This is a genomic window from Stenotrophomonas sp. PD6 (genome assembly GCF_049199305.1).
In the GTDB taxonomy this organism is placed as follows: Bacteria; Pseudomonadota; Gammaproteobacteria; order Xanthomonadales; family Xanthomonadaceae; genus Stenotrophomonas.
Map to the genome: position 1 here is coordinate 549,147 of NZ_JBLZQD010000001.1, position 26,607 is coordinate 575,753.

The window sequence follows — 26,607 nt, forward strand, 5'->3', positions numbered from 1 at the left end:
TGCCTGCATCACGCGCCCTGCCGCGTGTGGCCGCCACCCATCCGGGACGAATCGTCGCCATGGCGGGACCAATCGTAATGGGCCCTCATGGCGCTTCTCCACACAACACCACGCGCCTAAGATGGCCCTGCCCCGCCGTGCCGGGCGCTCCGGATACCGGCCATGAACGTTCGCCTTGGCAGCACCTCGATCAGCCTCTCCCGCTACCTCGTCCTGTGGACGGCGGTCGTGTTCGTCTTCGCCATCCAGCGTTCACTCAGCGATGGGCTGCATGGGCCGAGCTGGCCCTTCATCGACCACCTGCGCTGGGCGATGATCCAGTGGTACACCTGGGCCGCGCTCGCGCCGCTGGTATTCCGGCTCGCCGAACGGCACCCGATGAACCCGTCCCGGCGCTTTCGCGGACTCGGCGCGCAGGTGCTGGCCAGCCTCACCGTCACCTCCGCGGCGATGGTCATCGGCGCGCTGGCCTCCACCCTGTTCGAGCCTAGCGGGTTCTTCGAGCAGCTGTGGTACTTCATCGCGCAGCACTTCGCCACCGGGATGCTCACCTACTGGGCCCTGTTCTCGATCCAGCAGGCGCTGCACTTCCATGCCGAGAAGGCGCGCCGGGAAGTGGAGGCAAGCCGCTTGGCCACCGAGCTGGCGCAATCACGCCTGCTTGCACTGAAGTCGCAGCTGCAGCCGCATTTCCTGTTCAACACGCTGCACGCCATCATTACCCTGCTCGACGAGGACACGCTGTCGGCCGAGCAGATGCTGCTGCGCCTGAGCGAACTGCTGCGCGCGTTCCTGGAGGATTACGACGGCCAGGAGATTCCGCTGCGCCAGGAACTGGACCTGATCGAGCTGTACCTCGGCATCCAGCGCGTGCGCTTCAAGGACCGCCTCACCACCCGGACCTACATCGCCCCCGATACCCTGGACTGCGCGGTGCCGAGCCTGTTGCTGCAGCCGCTGGTGGAAAACGCGGTGCGCCACGGCATCGGCCAGCGCGTGGGCGGCGACGTGATCGAGATCGAGACCCGGCGCGAGGGCGACGTGCTGTGCATCGAAGTACGCAACCGCAACAGCACGCTGGCACCGGAGTCCGCTGCGCCGGACGGCCACGGCATCGGCATGTCAAATACCCGCCTGCGCCTGAAGGAGCTGTATGGCGACAACGCCGACGTGCGGCTCGACATGATCTGGCCCGAGGGCGTGGCCTGCCGCGTCCGCCTGCCGTTCCGCGCACTCGAATCCGACGATGAATCGCCCGAATTCGGCGGCAGGGTGACACCGGCATGAGCATCGGCGTGCTGGTGGTGGACGACGAGCCGATCGCGCGGCGCGCGATTGTGCGACTGCTGGCCGAGGACCCCGAGCTTGAACTGCTGGGCGAATGCGGCGATGGGGTGTCCGCGGTTGCCGCGATCCGCGCGCAGTCGCCGGACCTGGTCTTCCTCGACATCCAGATGCCGGCGATCACCGGCTTGGACGTGGTAGCCACCATCGGTGCCGAGCGCATGCCGGCCACCGTGTTCGTGACCGCCTACGAGCAGTACGCAGTGAAGGCCTTCGAGGCCAATGCCGTGGACTACCTGGTCAAGCCCTTCAGCCGCGAGCGCTTCGCCGCCACCCTGCAGCGTGCCAAACAGCGGCTGTCGAGCACCGGGGGCAGCAGCGCGCTGGCCTCGGCGCAGATCCTGCAGGCACTGGACGCGCTGCGCCAACGCGATGAGGTTCTGCAGCGCATTCCGGTGCGCGTGGACGAGCACGTGGTCCTCATCGACGTGGACGACATCGTGTGGATCAAGGCCGCCCGCAACACAGTGGAGATCCACCTCGCCGGTGGCATGCATGAGCACCGCGGCACCATGGCCGCCCTCGCCGCCCGGCTCGATCCGCGCCACTTCGCCCGGGTGCACCGTTCGGCCATCGTCAATATCCGCCGGGTCAAGGCGATCCACCCGTGGTTCAACGGCCACCATGTGGTCACGCTGGACACCGGCCAACAGCTGCGCATGAGCCGCTACCAGAACGAGGCGTTCCTCAAGCTGGTGTCCACCCGCACCACCCCGTAGCGCCGGGCTCTGCCCGGCTGCATTTCTTCGGTGGGTCTGGAGCCACGCATGGCGTGGCTCTACGCCTTTTGCATTCTCTCGTCGGCCCGCAACGTCAGCACCTCCACCCCATCGGCGGTGACCAGCACGGTGTGCTCGCTCTGCGCCGAGAGCTTGCCGTCGCGGGTGGTGACGGTCCAGCCGTCTTCGCTCATGTCGATCGCCGCGCGTCCCTGGTTGATCATCGGTTCGATGGTGAAGGTCATGCCCTCTTCCAGCACTTCCCCGGCGCCGCGCTTGCCGTAGTGCAACACCTGCGGTTCTTCGTGCATCTCGCGGCCGATGCCATGCCCGCAGAATTCGCGGACCACGCTGTAGCCATGCGCCTTGGCATGCTGCTGGATCGCAAAGCCGATATCGCCCAGCGTTGCCCCCGGCCGCACCACTGCGATGCCTTTCCACATCGCCTCGCGGGTCACCCGCACCAGTCGTTTGGCCTGGAAGTCGACCTCGCCGATCAGGTACATCTTGCTGGAATCGGCGATGTAGCCGTTCTTCTCCAGGGTGATGTCCAGATTCACGATGCTGCCGGCGCGCAAAATCTCTTCGGCAGACGGAACCCCGTGACAGACCACATTGTCGACGGAGCTGTTGAGCACGTAGGCAAAGCCGTACTGTCCCTTGCTCGCCGGTCGCGCGTGCAGCGTATCGACGATGAAGCGCTCCACCCAGTCGTTCACCTGCAGCGTGCTCATGCCTTCCAGCGGCAGCCGGTCCAGCGCCTCGAACACCGACGCCAGCAGCCGCCCGGACGCCCGCATCAGCGCCTGCTCTTCAACGGTCTTGATCACGCCACCGCCACCCGCAGCGCGCCCGGATCCACCCCGGCCGCCCGCAGTTCGCGGTTCACGATCTCCTGGTAGCTCATGCCTGGGTTCATCTCGCACAGCATGCCGACCTTGATCCAGAAACCGGCCTGCGCATTGATCGAGCGCCCGGAAACACCGCTGGCGCGGCGCAGGTTGTCGTGCAGTTCGTCGTCGATATTGACGATGCCCATGGCAAGTCCCGAATATGGAATATACACATCATATACGTTTCGTATATTATGGACCAGCCCCGCTCAGGTCCAGGCCGGGTCCGCCGTGAAGTCGATGGTCAGCCAGAACTCGCTGCCGCGCGCGTCGAGTCGCTCGGCAATCTCGTCGCGCAGCGCATCCACATTGCCGATGGTGCCGATCACGGTATCCGGGTGGGTCAGGATATGGATCTCGACAAAGCGCATGCGCCCCATCTTGGCCACGTGGCTGGTGAAATCCAGGTAGCCATGTTCGGCCACGAATTGCTTCATCACCGTCTGCACGCGCGCGTCCAGGCTGTCGGGCGCCACCTGCAGCACTTCGCGCATCGCCTTCCATGCGCCGCGCAGCGGCACCGGCAGCACCGCGATGCTGATCACTGCCAGCACCAGCGGATCCAGATAGGGAATCCAGTGTTCGTGCCCGCCACCGCGCAGCATCAGCGCGATCACGAAGGCCAGCACCACCGCCAGGCTCATCATCCCGCTCAGCAGCCAGGCACGAACGTCCAGCCACAGCAGCGCCGACTGCAGCCGAATCGCGCGGGTGCGCACGAATGCCGCCATGCCCAGGTTGCTCACGCACAGCAGGCTGGCCCACATCAACGCCGGCCCGGCCTGCACGGCGTGGCCGCCGGTGGTGAGCCCGATAATGGAATTGGCCACCGCGTAGATGCAGGCCAGGGCCAGGATCGCGCCGCCGAGGGCCTCCACCATGGGTTCCAGGTGCCAGTAACCGTACTGGAACCGCGTACTGCCCTCGCGTCCCAGCAGCCGCAGCACGGCCAGCGCCACCAGCGTCAAGGCGACGTCGACCAGGCTGTACACCCCGTCGAACAGGATCGCCTGCGATCCCACCAGCAGGCCGCCGGTGAAACCGGTGGCGCTGACCGCCACCGTCACCCCGATCGAGAATTTCAGGACCCGCTGTTCGCGTGTTGTCTCCATCACCTGCCGAAGACCCCGATCATGACTCAGGTCTTCAGCACCTCCACCTTGTAGCTCGGCACGTCGCCGTCACGGTCGATGATAAGCCCGTGCACGTCCGACTCGAAGCCCGGGAAGCGCGCGTTCTGCTCGCGGGCGATGCGCAGCGACTGGATGATCGGCTCGTCGGCAGCACCGAAACGCTCGCCCGGCATGATGGTTGGAATGCCCGGCGGGTACGGTACCAGCATGGTGCCGGCAATGCGCCCGCTGACCGCCTCGATGTCGATCCGTTCGATCTGCCCTCGAACGAGATGGTCGTACGCCTCGGCCGGGGTCATCACCGGTTCGGGCAGGTCCACGTACATCGCGCGCATCACCTGGGCCACCGCGAACTCGCGATTGAACCCGTGCAACGCGCTGCACAGATCCCGCAAGCCCCAACCGGCGTAGGCGACCGGATAGTCGGCGGCCAGCTGCGGCAGCGCGCGGGTCAGCGGTGCGTTGGTGTCGAACAGCTCCTTGAAGGCCATCAGCTCGGTGACCAGCGTGCTCCACTTGCCCTTGGTGATGCCCATCGAGAACAGGAACAGCACCGAGTACAGGTTGGTCTTCTCCACCGTGATCCCGCGCGTCCACAGGAACTTGCTGAGCACGGCGGCGGGAATCCCCAACTCGCCGAGGTCGCCGTCAATGGACAGCCCCGGCGTGAGCAGGGTCACCTTGATCGGATCGATCAGCACATAGTCTTCGACCAGTCCGTCGAAGCCATGCCAGTGCGCATCCGGCTGCAGATACCATTCCGCCCGCTTGGCCACCATCGGCGCGGGCGCATCGCCCTTGGCCAGCGAGCGCTCCAGTTTGTCCGGCTGCCATACGCTGAACCACCAGTCGTCGCGGCCCAGGTCCTCGCGCACGTGCAGCATGGCGCGGCGGAACGCGATCGCCTCATCGTGCATCTCCTGCACCAGCGACTCGCCGGCCGCGCCTTCCATCATCTTCGAGGCCACATCGCAGGCCGCGATCACGCCGTAGTGCGGGCTGGTGGTGGTGTGCATCATGAACGCCTCGTTGAAGCGCTCGGCATCCAGCGTGCGCGTGGCCGCGTTGCGCACGTGGATCATCGAGGCCTGCGAGAACGCGGCCAGCAGCTTGTGGGTGGAATGGGTGGTGAAGATGATTGCGTCCTGGCCACGCGGCTTGCCCTTAGCCATGCCGTAGTGGTTTTCATAGAACGGATGGAACGCGGCATACGCGTACCACGCTTCATCGAAGTGCAGGAAGTCCACCGCGCTGCCGATTTCATCGGCGATCTTCTCGGCGTTGTAGCACAGCCCGTCATAGGTGGAATTGGTCACCACCGCGATGCGCGGCTTCGAACCGGCACGGAACGCTTTGCTCGCCAGCGGATTGGCGGCGATGGCCTGCTGCAGTGCCTCGGGCGTGAACTGGTCCAGGCTGATCGGCCCGATGATGCCGTGCGCGTTGCGGCTGGGGGTGAAGTACACCGGCACGCCGCCGGTCATGATCAGCGAATGCAGCAGCGACTTGTGGCAGTTGCGGTCGACGAATACCACGTCGCCACGGCCGACCGTGCCATGCCAGACGATCTTGTTGGCGGTGGAGGTACCATTGGTGACGAAGAAGGTATGGTCGGCGCCGAAGTTGCGCGCCGCTTCATCCTCGGCTTCCTTGATCGGCCCGCTGTGGTCGAGCAGCGAGCCCAGCTCCGGCACCGAGATCGACAGGTCGCTGCGCAGCGTGTTCTCGCCATAGAACTGATGGAAGGCGCGCCCCACCGGCGACTTGGTGAAGGCCACCCCGCCGGCGTGGCCCGGCGTGTGCCACGAATAGTTGGATTCGGCGGTGTGGTGGATAAGCGCCTTGAAGAACGGCGGCAGCAGCTGCCGCATGTAGTCCTCGGCCGCGCGCATCACCTGGCGGGAGATGAAGCTCTTGGTGTCTTCGAACAGGAAGATGTAGCCGTGGATGTACTTGAGCAGCTTGCTGGGCACTTTTTCGATGGTGCGGCGCTCGCCGTACAGGAACACCGGCAGGCCAGCGCGGCGCGCGCTCTGTTCGCGCAGGAAGCCCAGCAGGCGCTGGAACTCACCGGGCTCATCCTCGGTGCCGTCGATGGAGATCAGCACCGCCGATGCCGCCACATAGGTGCGGGCGCCCGCCTGCGCGTCGGCCAGGGTGAGCCCGCACAGCACGCGCTGCTCGCTGCCGCGCAGCTCCTCGACCAGCGCACGGATCAGGATGCCGCCGATGCGCGGCGATTCGTAGTCGGCATCGATGACGATGACCGGGTAATCCAGAGACTTGAAGTACACAGCATTTCTCCTGGGGGAAAGTCACGAAAGCGTCGTGCTGCCGGGCGTGCCCAGCGGCGGCAGCTGGCCACGCTGGCGGCGGCGCTCCTCGCTGAAGAACGGGTAGAACACGGTGATGAACAGCACGAACAGGAAGGCGTACTGCACGATGCTGCCGGACGAGCCGAAGATGGCCCACAGGCAATACACGACGGTGATGCTGGTCAGGAACCAGAAGGCGCCGGTATGCACCAGGGTGTGCGAACGTTCGACCACGAAGTAGCAGGCCACGCAGGAATAGATGTACGGCAGCAGGGTCAGCACCACCGCCGCGGAGGTGATCACATCGAACTGCGCCGAGGCCGTCTCCGAGGTGGAGGTCACCAGCACCGCGATCGTCATCAGCACCGCCACGATCAGCACGCCCTTCACCGGCACGTCATCCTTGTTGGTCTTGCTGAAGATGCCCGGGAACAGGCCGTCGTCGGAGGCGGCCTTGGCGCTCTGCGCGGTCAGCAGGATCCAGCCGCCCAGCGAACCGGCCGCGCCGACGAACGCGCACAGGCTGACCAGCGCCCCGCCCCAGCCGCCCACCGCATTGGCGGCCGCCAGCGCGAACGGTGCGTCGGACACCTGCAGGTCGCCATTGGGCACCATGCCCATGATCACCGACGAGCTGGCGATGTAGGCCACGGCCGCCAGGAACACGCCGGCCAGGGTGGCGCGCGCCACGTTCTTCTCCGGGTTCTCGACCACACCGGCGGTGACCGATGCCGATTCCACGCCGATGAAGGCCCACAGCGTCAGCGCGGCCGCACTGGAGATCGCACCGAAGTTGGATTCGCCCGACACGTTGTAGGCGCCCTTGAAGATGGTCGGGTCGAAGAAGAACCAGCCGAAGATGGCGATGCCCAGGATCGGCACCAGCGCGAAGCTGGTGGTCACCGTCTGCACACGGCTGACGAATGCCGGGCCGATCACGTTGGCGAAGCTGAGTGCCCACACCAGCACCAGCACCGCGATGCAGCGCGGCAACGGCTGGGACAGGATGGGGAAGAAGTAGCTGAAGTAGCCCACCGCCGCGATCGGGATGGCCACGTTGCCGATCCAGTTGGCGAACCAGTAGATGGTGTTGGTCTGGAAGCCCATGTAGGGACCGAACCAGTCGCGCGCATAGGCGTAGGGGCCGCCCGCCATGGGCGCCAGCTTGCCCAGCTTGGCGAACACGAACGCCAGCAGCAGCGCGCCGGCGGTGGTCACCAGCCAGCCCCAGATGGAGGCGGTGCCGATCTTGGCCAGGCTGGAAGGCAGCAGGAACACGCCCGAGCCCATCATGTTGCCGGCCACCAGGAAGGTGGCACCAACCACCCCGATTTTCTTCGCTTGCGCCATGACGGTCTCTCCGCTACTTGATGAAGTTGTATTGCAGGCTGCCCTGCAGTCGCATCGTGTCGCCGCGTTGCCCATCCTGTTGTTCGAGCTGCCCGTACAGCAGTTCCATGCCCATCGTCCACGACGGTGCCGGGCTCCAGATCAGGTTGAAGACGCCGTAGCGGCTCTGCCGGAACGCGTCCGCCGCCAGCGCGGCGTTGCGTGCCATCGTCAGCTGGCCGTAGATCAGGTTCGATCGCCACAGCGGCGACCAGTAGTGGGTGTAGCCGACGAAACCGCCCTGAAGCGAGAGTGCGTGCAGCCGACCGTCCAGCCCGATCACCGCGTCCAGCCCGGAACCGGTCAGGTCGGCGGTATAGCGGCTGAGGCCCTTGCCGCCCAGCAGGCCGAACAGCACCAGGTCCTGCTCGCCCACCGTGGCCGAGCCGCTGAGCTGCGCGCCGCCACCGAGGCGCCGGTCGTCGCGCTGGTCGCCGTCGTAGCCGAGGCTGCGTGCCACGCCACCCAATTGCAGGTGGCCCCAGTCGCGCTCCATGCGGGCGGTGACGGTCACGTCGGGCAAGCGGTTGGCCGACACCGTGTCGTCGGTGGTGCCGGCCAGTTGTGCGTCGGGATCCTCCGCCGCCACGGTCAGCGTGTTGCCCTTGCCCATCGCGAAGCTGTGGTGGATACCGGCGACCAGCAGGTAGCCGGCCCCACCAGGCCCGGCGAAGTCGAGCGTGTCGGGCAGGCTGTCGGCATCCATGAAGGTCGCGTAGCCGTAGCCGGCATACGTGTTGCCGAGCTGGCCGTAGGCATGCCGCAACCGGAACTGGTAGCCGTCGCTGCTGCCAAAGAAGTCATTCTCCAGATAGAAGCGCAGATTGCCGCGCGTGGTCGGGCGCCGCGCTTCGAAGCTGAAGCGCGTCTGCTTGGCGTGCAGGTTGAAGTTGGACACATCGCGGTGGCTGCTGCCGACCGGGATGGAGGAAGTCACGAACTGGTCTTCGTCGCCGGCGGCGCGCGCATCGGCGATCGCATCGAGCTTGGCGTAGCCGCCGATGCGGATCAGCGTGTCGGTATTGGGGATCGCGAGAAAGCCCTTCAGCTCCGGGTCGGTAGGCCCGGCCGCACTGTCGGGGCGCGAAGCCGCCGACGAGGGGTCGGCCACCGAATCGCGCGGTGGCAGGATCGCGTGACCGGTGCCGGGCACCTGGGTACCGACGGCCTGGGTCAGTGTCGCGGCGGGTGCAATGGCGGTAGGCGCGACGGCGGCGAGCGCCGGGCGCGACGCAGGCGTCTTGCCCTCGGCCGTTTCCAGCGCATCGAGGCGCTGCTCCATCGCTTCCAGGGTCTGCCGCAGGGTGCGGATGTCCTGCCGCAAGGCGTCGGCGGAATCCTGCGCGTGTACGGGTGCGGCGAACACCGCCATGGCACCGATCAGCAGCACTACAGAAGAGCAACGCATCACGTCCTCCCTGAACCGCAGACGATTCTGCCGTCCAGGGTTGACACGCTTGCGCGTGCCGCCCTCGCCGGCAACCCGGTACTGCATCGCAGGAGAACAATGACCGCAGCGAACCCGGCGATCCTTTCCTATCGCCGTACTACCGTCGGCCGCTCACCCGCGTGGGATTCCCTCCTCATCCCGGGTGGCGCGCTGGACAACCGCGTGCCAGCGCCCTGAGTAGCAAGCACGAGGTGAGTGTTTCGTGAAGTTGATTTAGATCACGCAACGCGCGGACGAGTTCACGCGGCGCCTGGACCGGCGCGCCGCGCTTTGCGCGGACTCGATCAACGCGGACCCATCACCTTTTCCATGTCCTCGCCCTGCGGCATGCCGGACACGCGCTGCACGACACCGTGGGCGTCACGGAACAGGATGCCGGGCGTGCCCTGGAAACCCAGCTCCACCATCAGCACCTGGTTGGCGTCGAGCTTGTTGGCCAGCGCCGGCGTGATCGTGGCGGCCGGCTTGATCCCGCCCTTGCTGAAGTCGTGTTCGTTCTGCAGGAATACCGCGCTCGGGTTCGGCGCACCGAGGATCGCCGCCGCCTTGGCGGGGCTGTCTTCGCGGATCACGCCCACCATCACATGGCGCAACTGGACCTTGCCGCTGTCCACCCACGGGCGTGCGGCCTCCCAGAACCGGTGGCAGTACGGGCAGTTGGCGTCGCTGAAGGTGTACACCACGCGCGGCGCGTCCGAGCGCCCATCACGCACCCATGCGCTGCCGTCCAGGCGCGACCAGACCCGGTCGGACATCGGCTTGGCCACCAGCTTGTCCAGCGGCGCGGCGCCGACATCCTCGCCCTTCTCATTGAAGAGCGTGCCTACCATCACATTCTTGCCATCGGAGGTGACGTACGCCGCCGCCGGCTGCTGCCCGCCGACCACGCCGGCAAAGCCCCGCAGGCCGCCGGGCGCATCGAACTCGCCGATCACCTCGAACCCCTGCTTCTCAATGCCCTGCAACACGGCCGGCCGCGTGGCTGCACCCGCCGACGGCGCGCTCTTCGGCGCGGCCGGCGTCTGCGCCTGGCTGCACGCGGCCACAGCCAGCAACAGCGATGCGGCCAACACGGAGCCCAACACGGGCGAAGTCTTCAACAACATGGCAACTCCTGGGGTTCGAGAACAACAATCGAACCACAGGGTAGTCGATACGGCGCCCGGTGCAGCGCTCAGGCGGCCGAGCGCAACGGTTCGGACGCCTGCCGCGTGGGCGGCATACGCGAACGCTCGCGACGCTGGGCGAAGATCTGGCGGCGATAGCGCGCCGGCGTCACCCCGACGATGCGCAGGAACAGGCGGCGGAACGCACTCTGGTCCGAATAGCCCACCGTCCACGACACTTCGTCGACAGCACCACCGGCCTGCAGCAGCAACTGGGCCTTGGCGATACGCAGCCGCTGGCAGTACGCGATCGGGCGCAACCCGGTGGCCTTCAGGAAGCGTCGCTGCAGCGTGCGCGGCTCCAGGCCGGAGGCCTCACAGATGTCCTGCAGGGTGACGCCCCGGGCCGCGATGCGGTGCAGCCAGCGCTGCGCCTTCAGCACGCCGCGGTCGCCGTGGGCGAAGTTGGGGCTGAAGCGCTCCAGGTCTTCCTGCACGCCGCGCGGAATGACCAGCTGCAATTGCTGGATCGCCGCGCTCATCACGTTCTGCCCGTAGATCCGCGCCAGCAGGCGCAGGCTCAGGTACTTCCAGGCGTCCGGACCGGAGGCGGTCATCAGGTCGCCGTCGTCCACCAGCGCACGCTCGCTCGGCTGCCAGCTGGGAACGACCGATGCCAGCGAGGGGGACCGCGACAGGTCCGGCACGCTCACCGCACGCCCGCTCAACACGCCGGCCGAGGCCAGCAGCAGACCACCCTCTTCGCAGCCGGCCAGCAGGCTGCCGGCATCGTGGCTGTCGCGGATCCAGTTCAGCATGCGCTCGTCGGGCTGCATGAGCGGCCAGCTGGGTTCATTGCCGGGGACCACGATCACCGCGGGCGGGGTGTCGCCGAACAGTTCGGCCCCCGCCACGCGCTGCATGCCGTGGCCACGCGTGGACAACGTCCAACGGGTCACCAGCATGCGCGCGCCGGTCCGTTTGCCGGCGGCGGCGGTACGGTTGCAGCGCTGGGCCAGCTCGGAAAGCACCGGCGCGGCGGCGCGGAGGCTGCCGGGGTATTCCAGCACGGCAACTTCCATCAGGGTCGGGGAGGAGGACTTGGGGATGGGCGACGAAGGGGGGGAAGAGGCATCCATGGCTACGCTCCTGGAACGGCTGCTGAGACCGGCAAACCCTGCGAGGTCAAGGCTTGGCGGCGATTCCAATGGAGCGTACGGAGCGCCTCCCGCAGCAGCTATGAAACAAGTTGTAATTTTGGCCCGGTAACGACATTTCGCCGGAATGCGTCAAAACCCTTGACTCTTGACCAGACTCAAGGGTTCACACTGGCCGCCTGCTCCCCGCGAGACCGCCATGAACATCGGACAACTCGCACGCCAGGCCGGCGTGCCCATCGACACCGTGCGCTACTACGAGCGCCAGCACCTGCTGCCCACCGCCCAGCGCAGTGCCGGCGGCTACCGGGTCTTCAGCGACAGTGACCTGACCCGCCTGCAGTTCATCCGCCGCGCCAAGGCTCTGGGCTTCAGCCTGGACGAGATCGGCGAACTGCTGGGCCTTAGCGACCAGCGCGGCCAGGACATGGCACAGGTCCGCGACAGCGCGGTGCACAAGCTGCACGACATCGAGCAGCGCATCGACGAGCTGCAGCGCATGCATGCCGCGCTGAAACAGCTGGTCGACGCCTGCCCCGGCCATGGCGGGCTGGAGCAGTGCCCGATCCTGGCCGCACTGACGGAGCCGCGCCAATGAACACCTCCCCCGCGCACGGCCACGCACCGCGTGGCGGCAGCTGCTGCGGCAGTCACGGCGCGAACGATGCGGCAACGGTGAAGGACCTGGTGTGCGGCATGGACGTCAACCCAGCCACCACGCCGCATCACGCCCGTCATGACGATAAGGACTACCCCTTCTGCAGCGACGGTTGCCGGCGGAAATTCGTCGCCGATCCGCAGCGCTATCTGCACCCGGCCGCGCACGTGGCCGAGCCCGTGCCGGCCGGCACCCGCTACACCTGTCCGATGGACCCGGAAATCGTGCAGGACGGTCCGGGCACCTGCCCGATCTGCGGCATGGCGCTGGAGCCGATGATGCCCAGCCTGGACGACGGCGAAAACCCGGAGCTCACCGACTTCCGCCGTCGCTTCTGGTGGAGCCTGCCGTTGAGCGTGGCGACGATGGCGCTGGCGATGCTGGCCATGACCCCGCTGCTGCACGGATTGGCGCCGGACGTGCGGGTCTGGATCGAGCTGGCGCTGGCCAGCCCGGTGGTGCTGTGGGCGGGCTGGCCGTTCCTGCAGCGCTGGGGCCAGTCGATCCGCAACCGCAGCCCCAACATGTGGACGCTGATCGGCACCGGCGTGGTGGCCGCCTACGGCTACAGCGTCGTGGCCACCTTCGCGCCGTCGCTGTTCCCGCCCTCGTTCCAGCAGCACGGCCATGTCGGGGTGTACTTCGAAGCGGCGGCGGTGATCATCTCGCTGACCCTGCTCGGCCAGCTGATGGAGCTGCGTGCCCGCGCGCAGACCTCGGCGGCGATCAAGGCGCTGCTGGGGCTGGCCCCGAAAACGGCGCGCGTGCTGCGCGACGATGGCCAGGAGGAAGACGTGGCGATCACTGCGCTGCAACCCGGCGATCGCCTGCGCGTGCGTCCCGGCGAAAAGGTGCCGGTGGACGGCAGCGTGCTGGAAGGCCGCTCCAGCGTGGACGAATCGATGCTGACCGGGGAACCGGTGCCTGTGATCAAGACCGTGGGCGATGCGGTGATCGGCGCCACGCTCAACGGGACCGGCAGCCTGGTGATCCGCGCCGAGCGGCTGGGTGACGACAGCATGCTGTCGCAGATCGTGCAGCTGGTGGCGCAGGCGCAGCGCTCGCGCGCACCGATGCAGCGCATGGCCGACAAAGTCGCCTACTGGTTTGTGCTGGCCGTGCTCGGCATCGCCGTGCTGACGCTCTTCGCCTGGGGCCTGTTCGGTCCGGCGCCGTCGTGGACGCATGGCGTGCTCAGTGCGGTGGCGGTGTTGATCATCGCCTGTCCCTGCGCGCTGGGACTGGCCACGCCGATGACGATCATGGTCGCCACCGGCCGCGCGGCGCAGCATGGCGTGCTGTTCCGCGATGCCGAGGCCATCGAGGCACTGCGGGGCATCGACACGCTGGTGGTGGACAAGACCGGCACGCTCACCGAAGGCCGGCCGGCATTCCGCGACGTGCAGGCGCTGGCGCCCTTCACCGCCGACGATGTGCTGCAGTGGGCCGCCAGTCTCGACCAGGGCAGCGAGCATCCGCTGGCGGCGGCCATCGTGGCCGAAGCACGGCGGCGCGGCCTGCCGCTGGAAGCGGTGACCGAATTCGATTCGCTCACCGGCGTGGGCGTGCGTGGCACCGTGGCGGGCAAGGCCTTGCTGCTCGGCAACGCGGCGCTGATGCACGATCACGGCATCGCGCTCGACGCACTGCAGGCAGATGCGGAAACACTGCGGCGTGCCGCAGCCAGCGTCATGTACCTGGCCGTGGACGGTACGTTGGCCGGCCTGCTCGCGGTTGCCGATCCGATCAAGGCGTCCACCGCCGAGGCGATCGCGCAATTGCAGAACGATGGGCTGCGCATCGTCATGGCGACGGGCGACGGCGAGGCCACCGCAGCGTCGATGGCGCGCGCGCTCCATCTGGATGAGGTGCACGGCGAGATGCGCCCGGCCGACAAGGCCGCGCTGATCCGCACGCTGCAGTCGCAGGGGCGCAAGGTGGCGATGGCCGGTGATGGCATCAACGACGCCCCTGCCCTGGCCAGCGCCGACGTGGGCATCGCCATGGGCAACGGCACCGATGTGGCCATGTCCAGTGCCCAGGTGACGCTGGTCAAGGGCGACCTGCGCGGCATTCTGCGTGCGCGCCAGCTGTCCGCCGCCAGCGTGCGCAACATGCGCCAGAACCTGGGGTTTGCCTTCCTCTACAACGGGCTGGGCATTCCAGTGGCCGCGGGCGTGCTGTATCCGTTCGGCATCACGTTGTCGCCGATGCTGGCGGCGGTGGCGATGAGCCTGAGCTCGGTGTCGGTGATCAGCAACGCACTGCGTCTGCGTCACCAACGCTAATTTTCTCTTGCCAATCGAAAACACCGTCGCTATGATTTCGCTCCTCACGACGTGGGGCCATAGCTCAGCTGGGAGAGCGCCTGCATGGCATGCAGGAGGTCGGCGGTTCGATCCCGCCTGGCTCCACCACTCCAATCATTAGGCCGATTGGAAGGTAGTGAACACAATTCAAGCTTTAAGTGCGTCCCCATCGTCTAGAGGCCTAGGACATCACCCTTTCACGGTGGCGACCGGGGTTCGAATCCCCGTGGGGACGCCAGTTGCAGACAAAAAGCCCTGACTTCGGTCGGGGCTTTTTCTTTGTGTTTATTGCTCGAAAACACTTGGCGAAATCTCTTCACACGCGTAGAATTCCGCCTCCAGCATCGTGGGGCCATAGCTCAGCTGGGAGAGCGCCTGCATGGCATGCAGGAGGTCGGCGGTTCGATCCCGCCTGGCTCCACCACTCCGGACCTTAGGCCGTTTGGAGTGCTGAAAAATTTGATGAGTTTCATGCGTCCCCATCGTCTAGAGGCCTAGGACATCACCCTTTCACGGTGGCGACCGGGGTTCGAATCCCCGTGGGGACGCCACTCATCAAAAGCTTCCCATTCAGGCAAATCAACGCTAAGATGGTCGGCTTGCAGTAACAACGTGGGGCCATAGCTCAGCTGGGAGAGCGCCTGCATGGCATGCAGGAGGTCGGCGGTTCGATCCCGCCTGGCTCCACCACTTCTCCGGACATTAGGCCGTCCGACAGAAGCAGAAATTCAAAGTTTCGTGCGTCCCCATCGTCTAGAGGCCTAGGACATCACCCTTTCACGGTGGCGACCGGGGTTCGAATCCCCGTGGGGACGCCAATAAACGCAGAAGACCCCGGCAATGCCGGGGTTTTTTGTAGCTGCCCGGTGAGAATTTTCCTGAAAGACTTTCATTTTTCAGAAATCTTGATATATTAGGCGGCTCGCAGCATCAACGTGGGGCCATAGCTCAGCTGGGAGAGCGCCTGCATGGCATGCAGGAGGTCGGCGGTTCGATCCCGCCTGGCTCCACCAACATCCGGTCATTAGGCCGATCGGATGGATGCGGCATAAAAAATTCAGTTTCGTGCGTCCCCATCGTCTAGAGGCCTAGGACATCACCCTTTCACGGTGGCGACCGGGGTTCGAATCCCCGTGGGGACGCCAATACAACGCAAACAGCCCTGGCCTCGGCCGGGGCTTTTTGTTTGATAGCGTATCGATCAACGATCGACACCTCCCGGGGAATGCGCATGTGCTACTCCGCCCAGATCCGCGCCGACTACACCAAGCTGGTGCGTGAGTTCGGCGCCATGATGTCGCTGGATGAGTTTGCCCAGCTGTATGCGCACGATGCCGGCAAGCAGCGGCCCAAGACGCCCAAGGCGATGGACGATGGCTTCGCCGGCGCGCGCACCGCGCAGGGCCAGGACATCGTGGCAAAGATCCAGCAGTGGCATGCAGAAGAAATGCAGGCGCTGGATGAGGAGATCCGCGTGCAGGGTGCGCGCCTGAAACAGGCGGAAGAAGCCCTCGCCCACCGCCCTACCCAGAAGGCACGCAATGAGATCCGCGTGGCCGGCAACCGGGTCGAACGTGCGCAGGCGCGCTTGAGTGATCTGCATCGCAGCGGCCTGTTGCCGCGCGACAGCCGCATCTTTCCCGGCGTCTATGCACCGGTTATCGTGTCCGAGCACGGCCAGCGCGTGATCAAGCCGATGCGCTACCAGTGCCGGTTGCCGGACAAACCGGCGCGCAATGACACGCTTTACCCCGGCACGTACAACGCGCGGCGCGACAGCCTGGAAGCCTATTGGAAGAACGCCTTCGGCCACCACCATGGCGTGGTCGTGGTGCAATCGTTCTATGAGCACGTGCCGCGCCATGCACTGGAACAGCGGGTGCTGGTGCCCGGCGAAGCGGCGCAGAATGTGGTGCTGGAATTCCGTGCCCAGCCGCCGCGCGATCTGCTGATCGCCTGCCTGTGGTCGGAATGGGAAGGGCCCGAGGGTCGGCTGCTGTCGTTCGCCGCCATTACCGATGAGCCGCCGCCTGATGTGGCCGCGGCCGGGCACGACCGCTGCATCGTGCCGATCCGCCGCGAGAATCTGGATGCGTGGTTGAATCCCGACCCGCAGGACCTGGCCACGCAGTACCGGATCCTGGATGATCGCGAGCCCGTGGAACTGGGCTACGCGGAAGTGGCTTGAAGCGCCTTCAACTGGCGACCGAGGTGCCCTGCAGCGCGCGCGTCAGGGCGGCATTCAATTCCGAGGTCAGATACGGCTTGGTCAGCAGCACCCCGGAGCGGAAAGCCTCCGGCAGGTGGTCCAGCGCCATGCCCGTGGCCAGCACGAAGGGGATGCGCCGGGCGGCCAGCGCCTGTGCGACCGGGTCACTGGTTTCGTGGTTGGCCAGGCGGTAATCCAGCAGGGCGATCTGCGGATGGGTTTCCTCCAGCAGGCGCAGTGCCTCGCTGACGGACGCGGCCTGGCCGACGACTACCGCCCCGGACTGCGCCAGCTGCATCTGCAGCAGCGCCGCGCTCATCTCGTCGTTTTCGACCACGAGTATCCGAAGGTCCTGCAGCCCGCTCATCACGGCTCCCTGTATGGTTCAGGGCCATGAGTATAGCGTCGCGTCGAAATGAAGGCCGCGCACCGGGTGAACGGTTCAGACCCGAGCATTCTCGTAAATTTTTGTATACACTACGCGGCCAGCCAGCCGAAGTGGCGGAATCGGTAGACGCAGCGGACTCAAAATCCGCCGCCCTTAAAAGCGTGTGGGTTCGAGTCCCACCTTCGGCACCACTGGCACCTAAGTAGTTGAAACCCTTGTCAGAGAAGGGTCTCAGAGGCAGACTTCCAGAACTGCTTCCAGAACAACTACCAGAACGTGTCCGCACCGCAGTACCTCACCCGACGCAGGAATGGCGTCTATTACGTCCAAGTCCCAGTACCTCTCCGCCTTCGAGCGGTAGTGGGTCAGCGGCTGCTTGAGCGCTCCCTCAGAACGCGCGACGAAGCTGCGGCCAACAGGCTCAAGCATGCCGTCATTGCAGACTTCCAGCGCCAGATCGCGTGCGCTGAGAAGGCTCCCCTCCCCGTCTCCGGATCTTCAGCCCTCTTGGCGCTCGCTCGCGAAGTGCAGGCTGGTCGCGAGTCTGAGGAAGGGTTTGACGCCTCCGCGAACAGGTATTTGTCGGGACACCCGCTAGACAGCGAGGGTGATCCGATCTTGGCTCAAGTGGATCTCGTAAACGTGCGGAAGGCTTACTCCATTGCGAGCGGCTCCTCGGCACTGCTTCTCGAAAGCTTGGCCGAAGGCTGGCTGTTGCTTCTGAAGAGCAAGCGAATCAAGAGCCAGACCGTAGAAGAGCGGCGGTCACACCTTCGGCGTCTCATTTCATTCGTAGGCAACGACGCACGGCCGGATGCGCTGACTGATGAGTGCGCGATCCGCTTCGTCGAGCAGGTATTGAATCCGGCTGATCTAGTGCTCGACCGGAAGCGCTTCATCCTGGCCACCTGCAACAACTTCAGTCGCTGGCTCAAGGTCAAAGGTCTACTCAAGGCTAGCCCCTTCGCCGACCTGGGAATGCTGGTACACGCAGAGCACAGGGACGCCCCTAAGCCCAGCGTATGGACACCTGACCAGCTCGAGACCCTCCTCAGGGCGCTGCCTGTCAGCGATCCAATGTGGTCAATCGTGGCCCTGGCCGCCTACACGGGTGCTCGTCCTCAGGAACTGTGCAATGTCCGGCTTCAGGACGTCACTGCCGCAACGCTCACCATTCCGAAAAGCAAGACCACCGATGGCGAGCGGACCATCCCCATTCCGCAAATCTTGTTGCCGTTGGTCGACGCACTGAAAACCAACAGTTACGATGGCTACCTGATCAGCGGACTAATGCCTGCCGGTCCGGATAAGAACCGTTTCAAGCTCCTTGGCAAGCGCCTGGGCACAGCAATGGATCGTGTATGGCCTGACGGAAAGCCCACCTTCTATCAGCTGAGACATACCGCAATCACACTGATGAGCGAGGCCGGAAACCCGCTCTGGGTAGTTCGAGCGGTCATTGGCCAGAAGGGCAAGTCGATTCTGGAAGTCCACTATCTCGCCAAAGAGAACATGGACTTGATGAGCAAAACGCTATCCGCCGTCACATTCGGTCCCGACGTCGACGCATACGTGCGCGCCGAAGGTGCCTCGGCATCAATCTCACGAAGGTCTAGCTCTCGCCGCCAAGGCTAAGTCTGAGACTTCGTTACATACACTTGTTTCGCAACCAACACAGGGGTAAACAATGGCAGTACAAATCGATTACGTAGTGTCGTTCACATTCAACGAGGACCAACTCCCGGCTTTGAGGGTGGAGGCGCAGCAACGGTTCGACTCGGCCACTGGAGAAGAGCGAAAGCTGGCCGGCTTTGGAGACGTTCAGTTCGACCCTAGCGATGTTCACCACTGCGCGCAGATCCTGCTCCGTGATGCCGATGACCTCATCGGTGGAGGTAAACTCGAATACCAGGAAGCCTCTTGGGGAGTGGCTGGAGTAAATGAGGTCGCGGAGTTCTAGGTTCGAATCAATGGGCGATTGATCGTCCGGCCTTCATCGCTGAAGGGGCGACAGATCACTTGACCTGTCGCTACACCTTTTTCCTCCCGTTTCGTACGGCGCGAAACATACGATCAACGCGGTCGCCTAGGAGATTGAACATCTCCTTCGCATGCCCCAACTCGAATGACTCGGGCCTGCGTCTGCGCCAAAACGTCACCTGTTCTCCCAGCTGTAACGTAAGACCGCTCCAGTTTGGATCGAGGCCCCGGTCCGACGCGGCAACCAGGAAGGTGAGGTGGGGCAGCTGAATCAGGTGTAGCGGATGTTCGCCCCCCTTGAGATGCGGAGCGCTGACCATGCCCCCCAAATCACCTCTCGTAACGATGACTGCAACCTGTCGTCCGGCGTGGATTGTGGATATCCCGCGCTCGAGCGCGTAGCGAGCCTCCGCTTCGATAACCTTGCAGTCTGTCCGCCGATGCTCTGGCCGGTCGCTAAGACTTGCCCGAAACAACACATTCATTGCAAAGGAATGAAGCAAACCAGCGTTCGCGTCGAATGTGGGAAAAGCAAGCGTTTCGTGCCGGATGTCGAACGGCATTCCCCACGACAGTGCGGCGCGCCTGAACTTGACGCCGTACTCATCCGCTGGTCCGAACCGCTTCTCGCATGCAGAGCACGCCAAGTTGTCGTCAAAGATGCCTCCATCTGCGTAACTGGCCCGAGCACCTCGGAAGGTCGACATCGCAACTAGTCCATTCCCAGCCACCTCACGTGTCATCGAGTTCGGGTATATGTGGCAACGGATCAGCTTTGGGACTTCACGCTGGCAAACCTTGCAGAATGCCATCAGGATTGCCGCGCCATTCGATTAGCGAGCTCTACGGCCAGCTTGATGTTGTAGGCTTTCAGCAACCCAGTATTCACCTCTATGTAATCGCCGGTCGGCTCTCCATCATTCTTCGAAAGTACGGGCTCTCGCTCGGTGCGATAGCCAGAGATCACTCCGGCGATCTGAAGGCTGTTCGGCTCACCTATTGGCGAGAACACCACCGGGCCACCTGAGAAGCCCTCATTGCACAGGGTGTCCACGAAGAGCACTCCTGAATCGCCTGCGCCAAGGCTTGCTGCAGTTCCCCGCTTGAGCAGCGCACATGGGTATCCGTTTAGCATTGACCCGACATCCTCGTGCATCTTGTAAGGAAACCCAAGGATGTAGACGTCCTGTCCAAGCACGTACCGGGCGATGCTGGGCGATATCTTCAGATGCTCAGGAGTGAGTCTTTCATGCAACCGGATGACCGCTATGTCCGCTTCGCTTTTGCTGAACTCGATGGCGGCGGGGTCTAATGTGATCCACCTGTTGTACCGAAAGACAGAGATGGGATGAGTCGCGGCCGCCAAGTCGAAGAGGTGTCTGGCTGTAACCAGGAACTCCGCCCCCTCCACATCTATTGTGAACGCCGTGCCGTATTGGGCCGCCTTGATGAAGAAGACCCTCGCGAGAGTATTGGTCTGAATCGGGATCATTTGCCGGCCAGCTCCAGCACCGTACGCACGACGGCTCCAAGGGTTTCGGGGGTTGCCAGCGCGGCGCGCAGCCGAGCGCCCCAGGACTGCGGCGTCTGCGTGCCTGCGAACGCCAAGGGCGTTGCCTCTTGGCCAAGGATGGCGAGACCGGCGGCAGTGAGGCGCACGTCCATGAAGGGTTGAATGGGGCCGGTATTCTCGGCGCGAACGCCGACGCTCAAAAGGTTCTGCTCTTCAAGAAAGGTCACCGTGTCATGCACAAGCTCTCCCATGTCGAAGGCCTCCTGTTCTTCAGATTCAACTTGTTCGGCCACCTCAGCGCCGATCTCGATGGGGCTAAGGTCGATAGGAGTCGGGAAGCCTTCGTAGAGCTTGGCGAGGACGACTGCGGTGATATGGTCGAACAGTTCGACTTTCCGTGGGCGGGCTGCCAAGTGACACCTCCGGAGATTTTGGGTGAAGCGTGAGGCCGCCCGGTGCGGTAATCAAGAGGGTGCCGATTTCCATTAAAAAATGTTCGGGGGCGTGGATAGTCGGACGTTCGCGAAATCCCCCCTGCCCCCCCCTGGCTCCGCCCGGATGCCGGAGGTGCCGGGGATCCCTGCGCGCTTCGCCGCCTGAGCAACGGACCCCCACTCCTACCCATCGCGCAGTTGGGCTCTTGACCCTACTCCGCCTGCTGTACAAAATAGCCTAACGACCGTTAGGTAGATTTGTACAAATGAACTTCGTTGGCTACGTCCGCGTCTCAACCGCTCGCCAAGGGCAGTCTGGGTTGGGCATGGAAGCTCAGGGGGCCGCCATTGATCGCCACGTCCGGGCACGAAACGGTGTCCTGCGCGATGTATTCACGGAGGTGGAAAGTGGCAGTGTCAACCTACGCCCCCGACTCGCAGAGGGATTGGCTCTGGCCAAGTTGACAGGCTCCATTCTTGTCATTGCGAAGCTGGACCGCCTTTCTCGCAATGCATCGTTTCTGCTGGCTCTCCAAGACAGCGGAGTTAAGTTCGTTGCCACAGATATGCCTGACGCCAACGAGCTCACGGTGGGAATCATGGCGCTTGTAGCTCAGCAGGAGCGCCAAGCCATCTCGCAGCGAACCAAGGACGCTCTACAGGCAGCAAAGGCAAGGGGAACCAAGCTGGGAAATCCGAACGGTGCCGCCGCGTTGCGGCGTGCCGGAGCCGGTAACAATGCCGCCGTCCTTGCGGTGAAAGACGCGGCCGATGCTCACTCGGAGAGTCTGCGGGAACTTGTGGATGCGATACAGCGAAGTGGCAAAACCAGTCTGGGTCAGCTCGCCGATGAGCTAAACAGAAGAGCCATCCTGACGCAGAGAAACAAGAAGTGGCACCGATCCACGGTCTCCAACTTGCTTAGGAGGCTGGCCCGGTAGGAGTTCTTGGATATATGCTTGGGCGCACGCCCCATCGGGCGTAGGCCAGTATTGCCAGGGGGGCGAAGATGCTGAAGAAAGTGGTGCAGCTCACGAACTTGGGGCTCTTGCGGAACGGCGTCCCGAAGCCAGCGGAGTTCGGGGAGATCACGCTCATCTACGGCGAAAACGGTCGCGGAAAATCTACGTTCGCTTCCATCCTGAAGGCATTGGGAAAATCAGACGTAGATGCGATTCTCGATGCTAGGACCATCGATTCCGACGATGCGCCCGCCCTCCAGATTGTGTGCGCTGACGGGACGGGCCGACCCATTAATCTTAAGCTTAATGCCGGAACGTTGTCCGGACAGCCTCCAGAGTTTCACGTTTTCGACCCCGGCTTCATCGACGAGAACGTGTATGCAGGCCAGGAAGTCCTACCTGATCAGCGCGAGGCGCTCATTCACTTCGCCCTGGGAAGTAGCTCTGTCGGACTGGAAAAGGGCATAGCGGAGCTTACAAAGAAAATCTCAGAAGCGGGTAAGGCACTGACGGCTGCCGAAAAGGTACTCAAGGCGCATGCCGGGGCCTTGACCGTCGCCAAGTTCATTGCCCTGCCAGTCGCGCAGGATGTCAGCCCTCAGGTGGAGGCGGTCAGAGCAAAGCTTGGGGCTGCGAAAAATGCTGCTGCAATCTCCCAGAGGCCGCTTCCGGAGCCGGTGCAGCTAGTGGAGCTGGATGTCGATGCATTTTGCGCGATCTTGGCATCAAGCTTTTCTGAGGTTGCCGCCGAAGCGCGATCAGCAGTCCAGGCCCATATTGCGCTGCACCAAAATCCTCCCGGCATCGAGGATTGGGTGTCCAAGGGTCTCAAATATGGCTTTGACCACGGCTGCCCTCTCTGCGGCCAAGACACCTCCACAGCTCCACTGATCACTGCTTACGAGGCGTACTTCAGCGATGCATATGAGCGGTACATGCTCCGAGTCAGCGCTTTGGGGCGGGGTGTAGAACAGAAGTTCTCCGAGAGTAAGATTCATGCGCTGGAGTCTGCACTCAAGTCCAATCAAGCAAGGGTTGAGTCTTGGGCGAATCAACTCGATGTCAGCCTGCCGGGCTTGGACCTAAATGACTTCGTTGAAACATTTCAAGCTACGCGTGCTCTCGCCGAGGAAGCTGCTGCTCACAAGGTGTCCAATCCGCTGACGCCGGTGGGAGATGATGAGCTGAGATCAAAACTCCAAGGCTTACTGGACAAGCTGGCATCAATCGTATCCTCAGAAAATGGCGAGATCTCCCGAGTCAATGCTCAGATCGCTGCATTTAAACAGCAGATCGGCAATGAATCCGAGCAGGCTCTTGCTGCCAAACTCGCGGAGCTCGAAGGGACGGTCCGCAGGCAGACGCCTGAGGCCGCAGTAGCCATCCATGAGTTCAAAGAGGCAGAAGCAAGCAAGAAGGAGCTTGAGGCGAGCAAGCGGCAGAAGAGAGAGGAAGTCGACGGTTTGATGCCCGCTACGCTCGCCCGATATGAGAAGCGTATCAACTCTCTTTTGGGCGCGTTTGGCGCTGGCTTCCGCATTGCAGACCTTAAGGGCGACTACACTGGCGGTCCACTGAGATCGATTTATGGCGTTGAGGTTAGAGGCAAGCGTATCAAGCTGGGAAAGCGCGGCGACAAAGGTCCCACCTTCCGCACTATGCTCAGTGAGGCGGATAAGAGAACTCTTGCGCTAGCGCTTTTCCTAGCCAAGCTTCTGGAAGTGGGAGACGCGCTCACTGGTCAGGTGGTGGTCTTTGACGACCCCGTATCCAGCTTGGACGCGAATCGAAGAAGAATGACGCTCAGTGCCATCCTCGACATTTCAAAGATGGGGGCTCAAGTTGTCGTCCTCTCACACGACGCGCAGTTCCTATTCGAGCTCAGAGAGGCAGCTTCAAAGGGGGAGACGGCAAGTCAGGCCAGAACGCATCAGATTGGCCATGTCTCGGACGGGTACTCCGAGCTAGGGCCGGACTGGGACATTGACCAGTTCTGCGAGAGTGACTACTACCGACGACACAGAATAGTCAGCGAGTTCGTGAACGGGCGGTCCACTGCTTCAGTGCAGGAGGTTCAGTCTTCAATCCGTGTGATGCTGGAGGGCTTCTTCAAGCAGCGTTTTCCACCCCCTATCCTGCCACCACGCGCGAACTTAGGTGAGATCATCTCGCGACTGGACGCGGCTTCACCTGGTGAATCCCTCTACAGGGCCAAGGGCTGCGTTAGAAATCTCAGTCAGGTCAACGACGTGGCCAAGGACTACCACCATGAAGACGGCGTGCCCAGGGTGGAGCGCAGCGAAACCGAGCTTCGGGTCTACGCGCAGATGGCGCTGGAGCTGATCTACGGTGAGGGTCATTAGGGCGAGGGAGACTTAACGCGCCTATTCCTTTGGGGAAGTGCGTGCTGATATGCTCGCGCCCCCGCGCCACCCAACGGGGCGCTGACTTTTGCAATAGATGGACATCAGCTCACGCGTCTCAACACCCCGAGATCGACCGTTCGACCCCTCTAGAATCCCCAGCTCTGCCGCCGCTCTGGATCTCATCAGTGAGGTTCTGAATCGGGTGGCTCTTACAGAGCGGCGCGCCCGGCGCAGACGGGGCGAGGCTCAGAAAACTCACCGGGAGGCGACAGCCGCACTCGTAAGCGACCTCATCTGTAGGTCCCTACGGGAGCCTGGAGGATGGCTGACGGTTGAGATGTCCAAGGCAGATCTCTCACGAGCCAATCGGCGAGCACCCTTCTTGACTGAGCAGTTTCGAGTGTTGGTGCAGTCGCTAGGTCAAGCATCTGTCGGAGCCTTGGAACTGCGGCTAGGCCACAGATCAGCGTTCGAAAGCGTGCGATCAACGGTCAGGGCAGCTCCTTGGCTGATCGAACAGGCAGATGAGCGCCTTCTTTCTTTGGGAGACTTCGCGCGCAATCCAAGCCTGCAGGGAGATCCCCTTGTCCTGCGCGGACGGAAAGTTGCGGGTCAGGCTGCCGAACTGCCGATTCCGGATACAGATGAAGCTTTTTCACTCAGGGCCGAAATGGCTGAAGTGAACGGGTGGCTCGCCACGGCGGACATTGATTACGCGGGTTGTACGGTGGAAGACCGTATCGACCTCAGCCAGCGATTCCTACGGCGAATCTTCAATGACGGTAGTTTGGAGAAGGGCGGCCGTCTTCACCATGGCTTCTGGCAGGAGATGCCCAAGAGCCGTAGGCTTCAATACCTGCGACTCCAGGGTCAGCCCATCGCTGCGGTCGACTTCGCCCAAATGTCGGTGCGCTTGGCGTATGCCCAAGTGGGGACCTGTCCTCCACAGGGCGACCTGTACTTCGTCCCCGGCGTGGGTGGATCGCGGGAGGGCGTTAAGCAAGTGATGAATGCTCTATTGGCGGGCGATAAGCTTCCGAGCCGAATGCCTCAGGGAACCCGCCACCATTTCCCGGTGAGGGTGAAGATCGAAGAGGTCATCGAAGGCATTCGGATGCGGCACCCTGCCCTCGTGCCACTCTTCGCATCCAGCCAATGGATGCATCATCAGAGCGTCGAGAGCAGAGTGATCCTAAGGTCTGTTTTGCAGTTGAAAGCACTTGGGATCGTGGCCCTCCCCATCCACGACTGCTTGCTGGTGAGGTACGACAAGGCAGAAGTAGCAAAAGAGGTCATGGAGCGAGCATTTGAAGATGTGAGCGGGGGTAAGGGACAGGCAGACGTTGACTTGTCCCCATTGGCCCAAGTCTTGGTCAAACAATCGAAGGTTGCTTGACACTCCCTCTATCTAAGATACCTACCTAAGATACCTAAGTAATCTTCCGGTTCCCCATAAGAAGGGGGCGTAAGACGAGCGATGATGAACCCAACTGTCTACAACAAGCGACGAGTCGAAATCCAGCAACGCGTCAGCGGAGCAAAGGGCTACCCCGAGTGCATCGTTGGGGATTGCGAACAGCCGACCACGGCCTACCAGCGGTCAGGATTGAACCGCAACTATTGCCGACGGCATGTAGACCACTACAAGCGGCATGGGAGCTATGCGAAACCCAGCTACTCGGCTGCGCAGCTCAACCCCTATCGCAGGAGCGCCCTCAGATGGCTTCAGGACCGCAGTGGAGAGCCTCACGTGATCGAGGCAATGGATCGTGTGGGTACCGCCTACTGGCGAGCCGGCCGACCTGTGGACGCGTTTAGGCTGGCCGGCAAGCCCCCAGCGGAGCGAGCCAAGGCACTGTGGGCCCGGCTAAGTGAAAGGAAGGTAGATCCGCTTCACTTGCTCGCCGTATGGCTGGGCGTAGCGCTTTGTCATCGGTCCGACACCCAACCGGAACGAAAGGTAACCTACAGGACTGTCCAGGCCGGTAAGGTGATTCACCGACTATCCGGCGGCACCCACAAGCGATGGGAGTCATCCGTCGGCGACGGGATCGAGGTAACGGAGCTGCATAGGTACCCGCCGAGCCGAGGAGCCGTACTTAGGCACGTCGGGGCTACAATCGCCTGGGCCGCCCAGCCCCTGATGGGAAGCGTGGAGGTCTTGGAGGCATTTCATGTACTTCAAGCTCAAACGGGCACGCGCTTGCCTCGGGCACGCAGCCGTGCAACTCCCTGAGGCACATCAAGCCAAGCTGCGATGAGCGCCCTCTCACCGGCCGCCG

At 63.4% G+C, this 26,607-nt stretch carries 22 protein-coding genes and 9 tRNA genes; 19 read left to right on the top strand and 12 right to left on the bottom strand.

The features are described 5' to 3' along the window. The first annotated feature begins 162 nt into the window (after positions 1-162). Positions 163-1,287: a sensor histidine kinase gene (locus ACOZHM_RS02240; RefSeq protein ID WP_421567318.1), complete on the top strand. Its 1,125-nt coding sequence runs from the start codon at positions 163-165 to the stop codon at positions 1,285-1,287. Next, positions 1,284-2,063: a LytR/AlgR family response regulator transcription factor gene (locus tag ACOZHM_RS02245; protein WP_421567319.1), complete on the top strand. Its 780-nt coding sequence runs from the start codon at positions 1,284-1,286 to the stop codon at positions 2,061-2,063. The genes ACOZHM_RS02240 and ACOZHM_RS02245 overlap by 4 nt, the downstream gene beginning before the upstream one ends. Positions 2,064-2,122: 59 nt before the next feature. On the opposite strand, the gene map is transcribed toward ACOZHM_RS02245, so the two are convergent. From map to ACOZHM_RS02285, 8 genes are all read right to left on the bottom strand, one after another. After that, entirely contained in the window at positions 2,123-2,893 is a 771-nt protein-coding gene (gene map, locus ACOZHM_RS02250) for a type I methionyl aminopeptidase (protein WP_421567320.1), read from the bottom strand. Further along, positions 2,890-3,102: a ParD-like family protein gene (locus ACOZHM_RS02255; protein ID WP_068852612.1), complete on the bottom strand. Its 213-nt coding sequence runs from the start codon at positions 3,100-3,102 to the stop codon at positions 2,890-2,892. Before ACOZHM_RS02255 ends, map begins: the two co-directional genes overlap by 4 nt. Before the next feature lie 63 nt (positions 3,103-3,165). Next, positions 3,166-4,068: a cation diffusion facilitator family transporter gene (locus ACOZHM_RS02260; protein ID WP_421567321.1), complete on the bottom strand. Its 903-nt coding sequence runs from the start codon at positions 4,066-4,068 to the stop codon at positions 3,166-3,168. 26 nt (positions 4,069-4,094) lie between these two features. Continuing rightward, on the bottom strand, positions 4,095-6,383 hold the full coding sequence (locus ACOZHM_RS02265) for an Orn/Lys/Arg decarboxylase N-terminal domain-containing protein (RefSeq protein ID WP_421567322.1): 2,289 nt from the start codon (positions 6,381-6,383) through the stop codon (positions 4,095-4,097). A gap of 21 nt (positions 6,384-6,404) precedes the next feature. Next, a complete protein-coding gene (gene adiC, locus ACOZHM_RS02270; RefSeq protein WP_421567323.1) occupies positions 6,405-7,754 on the bottom strand; it encodes an arginine/agmatine antiporter in 1,350 nt (449 codons plus the stop codon). Between the two features lie 13 nt (positions 7,755-7,767). Continuing rightward, on the bottom strand, positions 7,768-9,201 hold the full coding sequence (locus ACOZHM_RS02275) for a DcaP family trimeric outer membrane transporter (protein ID WP_421567324.1): 1,434 nt from the start codon (positions 9,199-9,201) through the stop codon (positions 7,768-7,770). Between the two features lie 326 nt (positions 9,202-9,527). Further along, positions 9,528-10,349, bottom strand: coding sequence for a thiol:disulfide interchange protein DsbG (dsbG, locus tag ACOZHM_RS02280; protein ID WP_421567325.1), 822 nt, complete (start codon positions 10,347-10,349; stop codon positions 9,528-9,530). A gap of 68 nt (positions 10,350-10,417) precedes the next feature. Next, positions 10,418-11,488, bottom strand: a complete 1,071-nt coding sequence (locus ACOZHM_RS02285; protein WP_421567326.1) for a GlxA family transcriptional regulator — start codon at positions 11,486-11,488, stop codon at positions 10,418-10,420. A gap of 217 nt (positions 11,489-11,705) precedes the next feature. Here ACOZHM_RS02285 and ACOZHM_RS02290 point away from each other — a divergent pair, with 217 nt between their 5' ends. From ACOZHM_RS02290 to ACOZHM_RS02340, 11 genes are all read left to right on the top strand, one after another. Next, positions 11,706-12,104 carry a heavy metal-responsive transcriptional regulator gene (locus ACOZHM_RS02290; protein ID WP_421567327.1) on the top strand — a complete coding sequence of 133 codons (399 nt, stop codon included), beginning with the start codon at positions 11,706-11,708 and terminating at the stop codon, positions 12,102-12,104. Continuing rightward, positions 12,101-14,452 (top strand): heavy metal translocating P-type ATPase, encoded by a 2,352-nt coding sequence (locus tag ACOZHM_RS02295; protein ID WP_421567328.1) that lies wholly within the window; start codon positions 12,101-12,103, stop codon positions 14,450-14,452. The genes ACOZHM_RS02290 and ACOZHM_RS02295 overlap by 4 nt, the downstream gene beginning before the upstream one ends. A gap of 53 nt (positions 14,453-14,505) precedes the next feature. Further along, a tRNA-Ala gene (locus ACOZHM_RS02300) sits at positions 14,506-14,581 on the top strand. A 54-nt stretch (positions 14,582-14,635) separates the two neighbouring features. Next, a tRNA-Glu gene (locus ACOZHM_RS02305) sits at positions 14,636-14,711 on the top strand. Positions 14,712-14,821: 110 nt separating this feature from the next. After that, positions 14,822-14,897 (top strand) — tRNA-Ala (locus ACOZHM_RS02310). Positions 14,898-14,948: 51 nt separating this feature from the next. Beyond that, positions 14,949-15,024, top strand: a tRNA-Glu gene (locus tag ACOZHM_RS02315). Between the two features lie 63 nt (positions 15,025-15,087). Then, positions 15,088-15,163: transfer RNA gene (locus tag ACOZHM_RS02320), tRNA-Ala, on the top strand. Between the two features lie 52 nt (positions 15,164-15,215). After that, positions 15,216-15,291, top strand: a tRNA-Glu gene (locus tag ACOZHM_RS02325). A gap of 119 nt (positions 15,292-15,410) precedes the next feature. Beyond that, positions 15,411-15,486: transfer RNA gene (locus ACOZHM_RS02330), tRNA-Ala, on the top strand. A 56-nt stretch (positions 15,487-15,542) separates the two neighbouring features. Continuing rightward, positions 15,543-15,618 (top strand) — tRNA-Glu (locus ACOZHM_RS02335). Between the two features lie 86 nt (positions 15,619-15,704). Further along, entirely contained in the window at positions 15,705-16,661 is a 957-nt protein-coding gene (locus ACOZHM_RS02340; RefSeq protein ID WP_421567329.1) for an SOS response-associated peptidase family protein, read from the top strand. A 7-nt stretch (positions 16,662-16,668) separates the two neighbouring features. Here ACOZHM_RS02340 and ACOZHM_RS02345 read toward each other — a convergent pair whose 3' ends face one another. Then, positions 16,669-17,049, bottom strand: a complete 381-nt coding sequence (locus ACOZHM_RS02345; protein ID WP_421567330.1) for a response regulator — start codon at positions 17,047-17,049, stop codon at positions 16,669-16,671. A 125-nt stretch (positions 17,050-17,174) separates the two neighbouring features. Here ACOZHM_RS02345 and ACOZHM_RS02350 point away from each other — a divergent pair. The 3 genes from ACOZHM_RS02350 to ACOZHM_RS02360 all read left to right on the top strand — a co-directional run bounded on the left by ACOZHM_RS02350 (position 17,175) and on the right by ACOZHM_RS02360 (position 19,030). Continuing rightward, positions 17,175-17,261, top strand: a tRNA-Leu gene (locus ACOZHM_RS02350). 85 nt (positions 17,262-17,346) lie between these two features. Next, positions 17,347-18,705: a DUF6538 domain-containing protein gene (locus ACOZHM_RS02355; protein ID WP_421567331.1), complete on the top strand. Its 1,359-nt coding sequence runs from the start codon at positions 17,347-17,349 to the stop codon at positions 18,703-18,705. Positions 18,706-18,757: 52 nt separating this feature from the next. Continuing rightward, on the top strand, positions 18,758-19,030 hold the full coding sequence (locus ACOZHM_RS02360) for a hypothetical protein (protein WP_421567332.1): 273 nt from the start codon (positions 18,758-18,760) through the stop codon (positions 19,028-19,030). Positions 19,031-19,100: 70 nt separating this feature from the next. Here ACOZHM_RS02360 and ACOZHM_RS02365 read toward each other — a convergent pair whose 3' ends face one another. From ACOZHM_RS02365 to ACOZHM_RS02375, 3 genes are all read right to left on the bottom strand, one after another. Beyond that, positions 19,101-19,757, bottom strand: a complete 657-nt coding sequence (locus tag ACOZHM_RS02365) for a hypothetical protein (protein WP_421567333.1) — start codon at positions 19,755-19,757, stop codon at positions 19,101-19,103. A gap of 104 nt (positions 19,758-19,861) precedes the next feature. Continuing rightward, the gene (locus ACOZHM_RS02370) at positions 19,862-20,542 is read right to left on the bottom strand and encodes a S1 family peptidase (protein ID WP_421567334.1); all 681 of its coding nucleotides are present in this window, start codon (positions 20,540-20,542) and stop codon (positions 19,862-19,864) included. Continuing rightward, on the bottom strand, positions 20,539-20,976 hold the full coding sequence (locus ACOZHM_RS02375) for a hypothetical protein (protein WP_421567335.1): 438 nt from the start codon (positions 20,974-20,976) through the stop codon (positions 20,539-20,541). The genes ACOZHM_RS02370 and ACOZHM_RS02375 overlap by 4 nt, the downstream gene beginning before the upstream one ends. Before the next feature lie 287 nt (positions 20,977-21,263). Here ACOZHM_RS02375 and ACOZHM_RS02380 point away from each other — a divergent pair, with 287 nt between their 5' ends. The 3 genes from ACOZHM_RS02380 to ACOZHM_RS02390 all read left to right on the top strand — a co-directional run bounded on the left by ACOZHM_RS02380 (position 21,264) and on the right by ACOZHM_RS02390 (position 25,721). Continuing rightward, complete coding sequence (locus ACOZHM_RS02380) at positions 21,264-21,938, top strand: recombinase family protein (protein WP_421567336.1); 675 nt, start codon at positions 21,264-21,266, stop codon at positions 21,936-21,938. A gap of 68 nt (positions 21,939-22,006) precedes the next feature. After that, positions 22,007-24,322 carry an AAA family ATPase gene (locus ACOZHM_RS02385; protein ID WP_421567337.1) on the top strand — a complete coding sequence of 772 codons (2,316 nt, stop codon included), beginning with the start codon at positions 22,007-22,009 and terminating at the stop codon, positions 24,320-24,322. 385 nt (positions 24,323-24,707) lie between these two features. Next, entirely contained in the window at positions 24,708-25,721 is a 1,014-nt protein-coding gene (locus ACOZHM_RS02390; RefSeq protein ID WP_421567338.1) for a hypothetical protein, read from the top strand. The last annotated feature ends 886 nt before the right edge of the window (positions 25,722-26,607 follow it).

Coding starts and splice junctions, on each gene's coding strand:
- ACOZHM_RS02340 (WP_421567329.1), top strand. CDS start 15,705: ATGTGCTACTCCGCCCAGATCCGCGCCGACTACACCAAGCTGGTGCGT.
- ACOZHM_RS02295 (WP_421567328.1), top strand. CDS start 12,101: ATGAACACCTCCCCCGCGCACGGCCACGCACCGCGTGGCGGCAGCTGC.
- ACOZHM_RS02240 (WP_421567318.1), top strand. CDS start 163: ATGAACGTTCGCCTTGGCAGCACCTCGATCAGCCTCTCCCGCTACCTC.
- ACOZHM_RS02385 (WP_421567337.1), top strand. CDS start 22,007: ATGCTGAAGAAAGTGGTGCAGCTCACGAACTTGGGGCTCTTGCGGAAC.
- ACOZHM_RS02285 (WP_421567326.1), bottom strand. CDS start 11,488: ATGGATGCCTCTTCCCCCCCTTCGTCGCCCATCCCCAAGTCCTCCTCC.
- ACOZHM_RS02255 (WP_068852612.1), bottom strand. CDS start 3,102: ATGGGCATCGTCAATATCGACGACGAACTGCACGACAACCTGCGCCGC.
- ACOZHM_RS02290 (WP_421567327.1), top strand. CDS start 11,706: ATGAACATCGGACAACTCGCACGCCAGGCCGGCGTGCCCATCGACACC.
- ACOZHM_RS02345 (WP_421567330.1), bottom strand. CDS start 17,049: ATGAGCGGGCTGCAGGACCTTCGGATACTCGTGGTCGAAAACGACGAG.
- ACOZHM_RS02260 (WP_421567321.1), bottom strand. CDS start 4,068: ATGGAGACAACACGCGAACAGCGGGTCCTGAAATTCTCGATCGGGGTG.
- dsbG (WP_421567325.1), bottom strand. CDS start 10,349: ATGTTGTTGAAGACTTCGCCCGTGTTGGGCTCCGTGTTGGCCGCATCG.
- ACOZHM_RS02370 (WP_421567334.1), bottom strand. CDS start 20,542: ATGATCCCGATTCAGACCAATACTCTCGCGAGGGTCTTCTTCATCAAG.
- adiC (WP_421567323.1), bottom strand. CDS start 7,754: ATGGCGCAAGCGAAGAAAATCGGGGTGGTTGGTGCCACCTTCCTGGTG.
- ACOZHM_RS02360 (WP_421567332.1), top strand. CDS start 18,758: ATGGCAGTACAAATCGATTACGTAGTGTCGTTCACATTCAACGAGGAC.
- ACOZHM_RS02365 (WP_421567333.1), bottom strand. CDS start 19,757: ATGTCGACCTTCCGAGGTGCTCGGGCCAGTTACGCAGATGGAGGCATC.
- ACOZHM_RS02380 (WP_421567336.1), top strand. CDS start 21,264: ATGAACTTCGTTGGCTACGTCCGCGTCTCAACCGCTCGCCAAGGGCAG.
- ACOZHM_RS02275 (WP_421567324.1), bottom strand. CDS start 9,201: ATGCGTTGCTCTTCTGTAGTGCTGCTGATCGGTGCCATGGCGGTGTTC.
- ACOZHM_RS02245 (WP_421567319.1), top strand. CDS start 1,284: ATGAGCATCGGCGTGCTGGTGGTGGACGACGAGCCGATCGCGCGGCGC.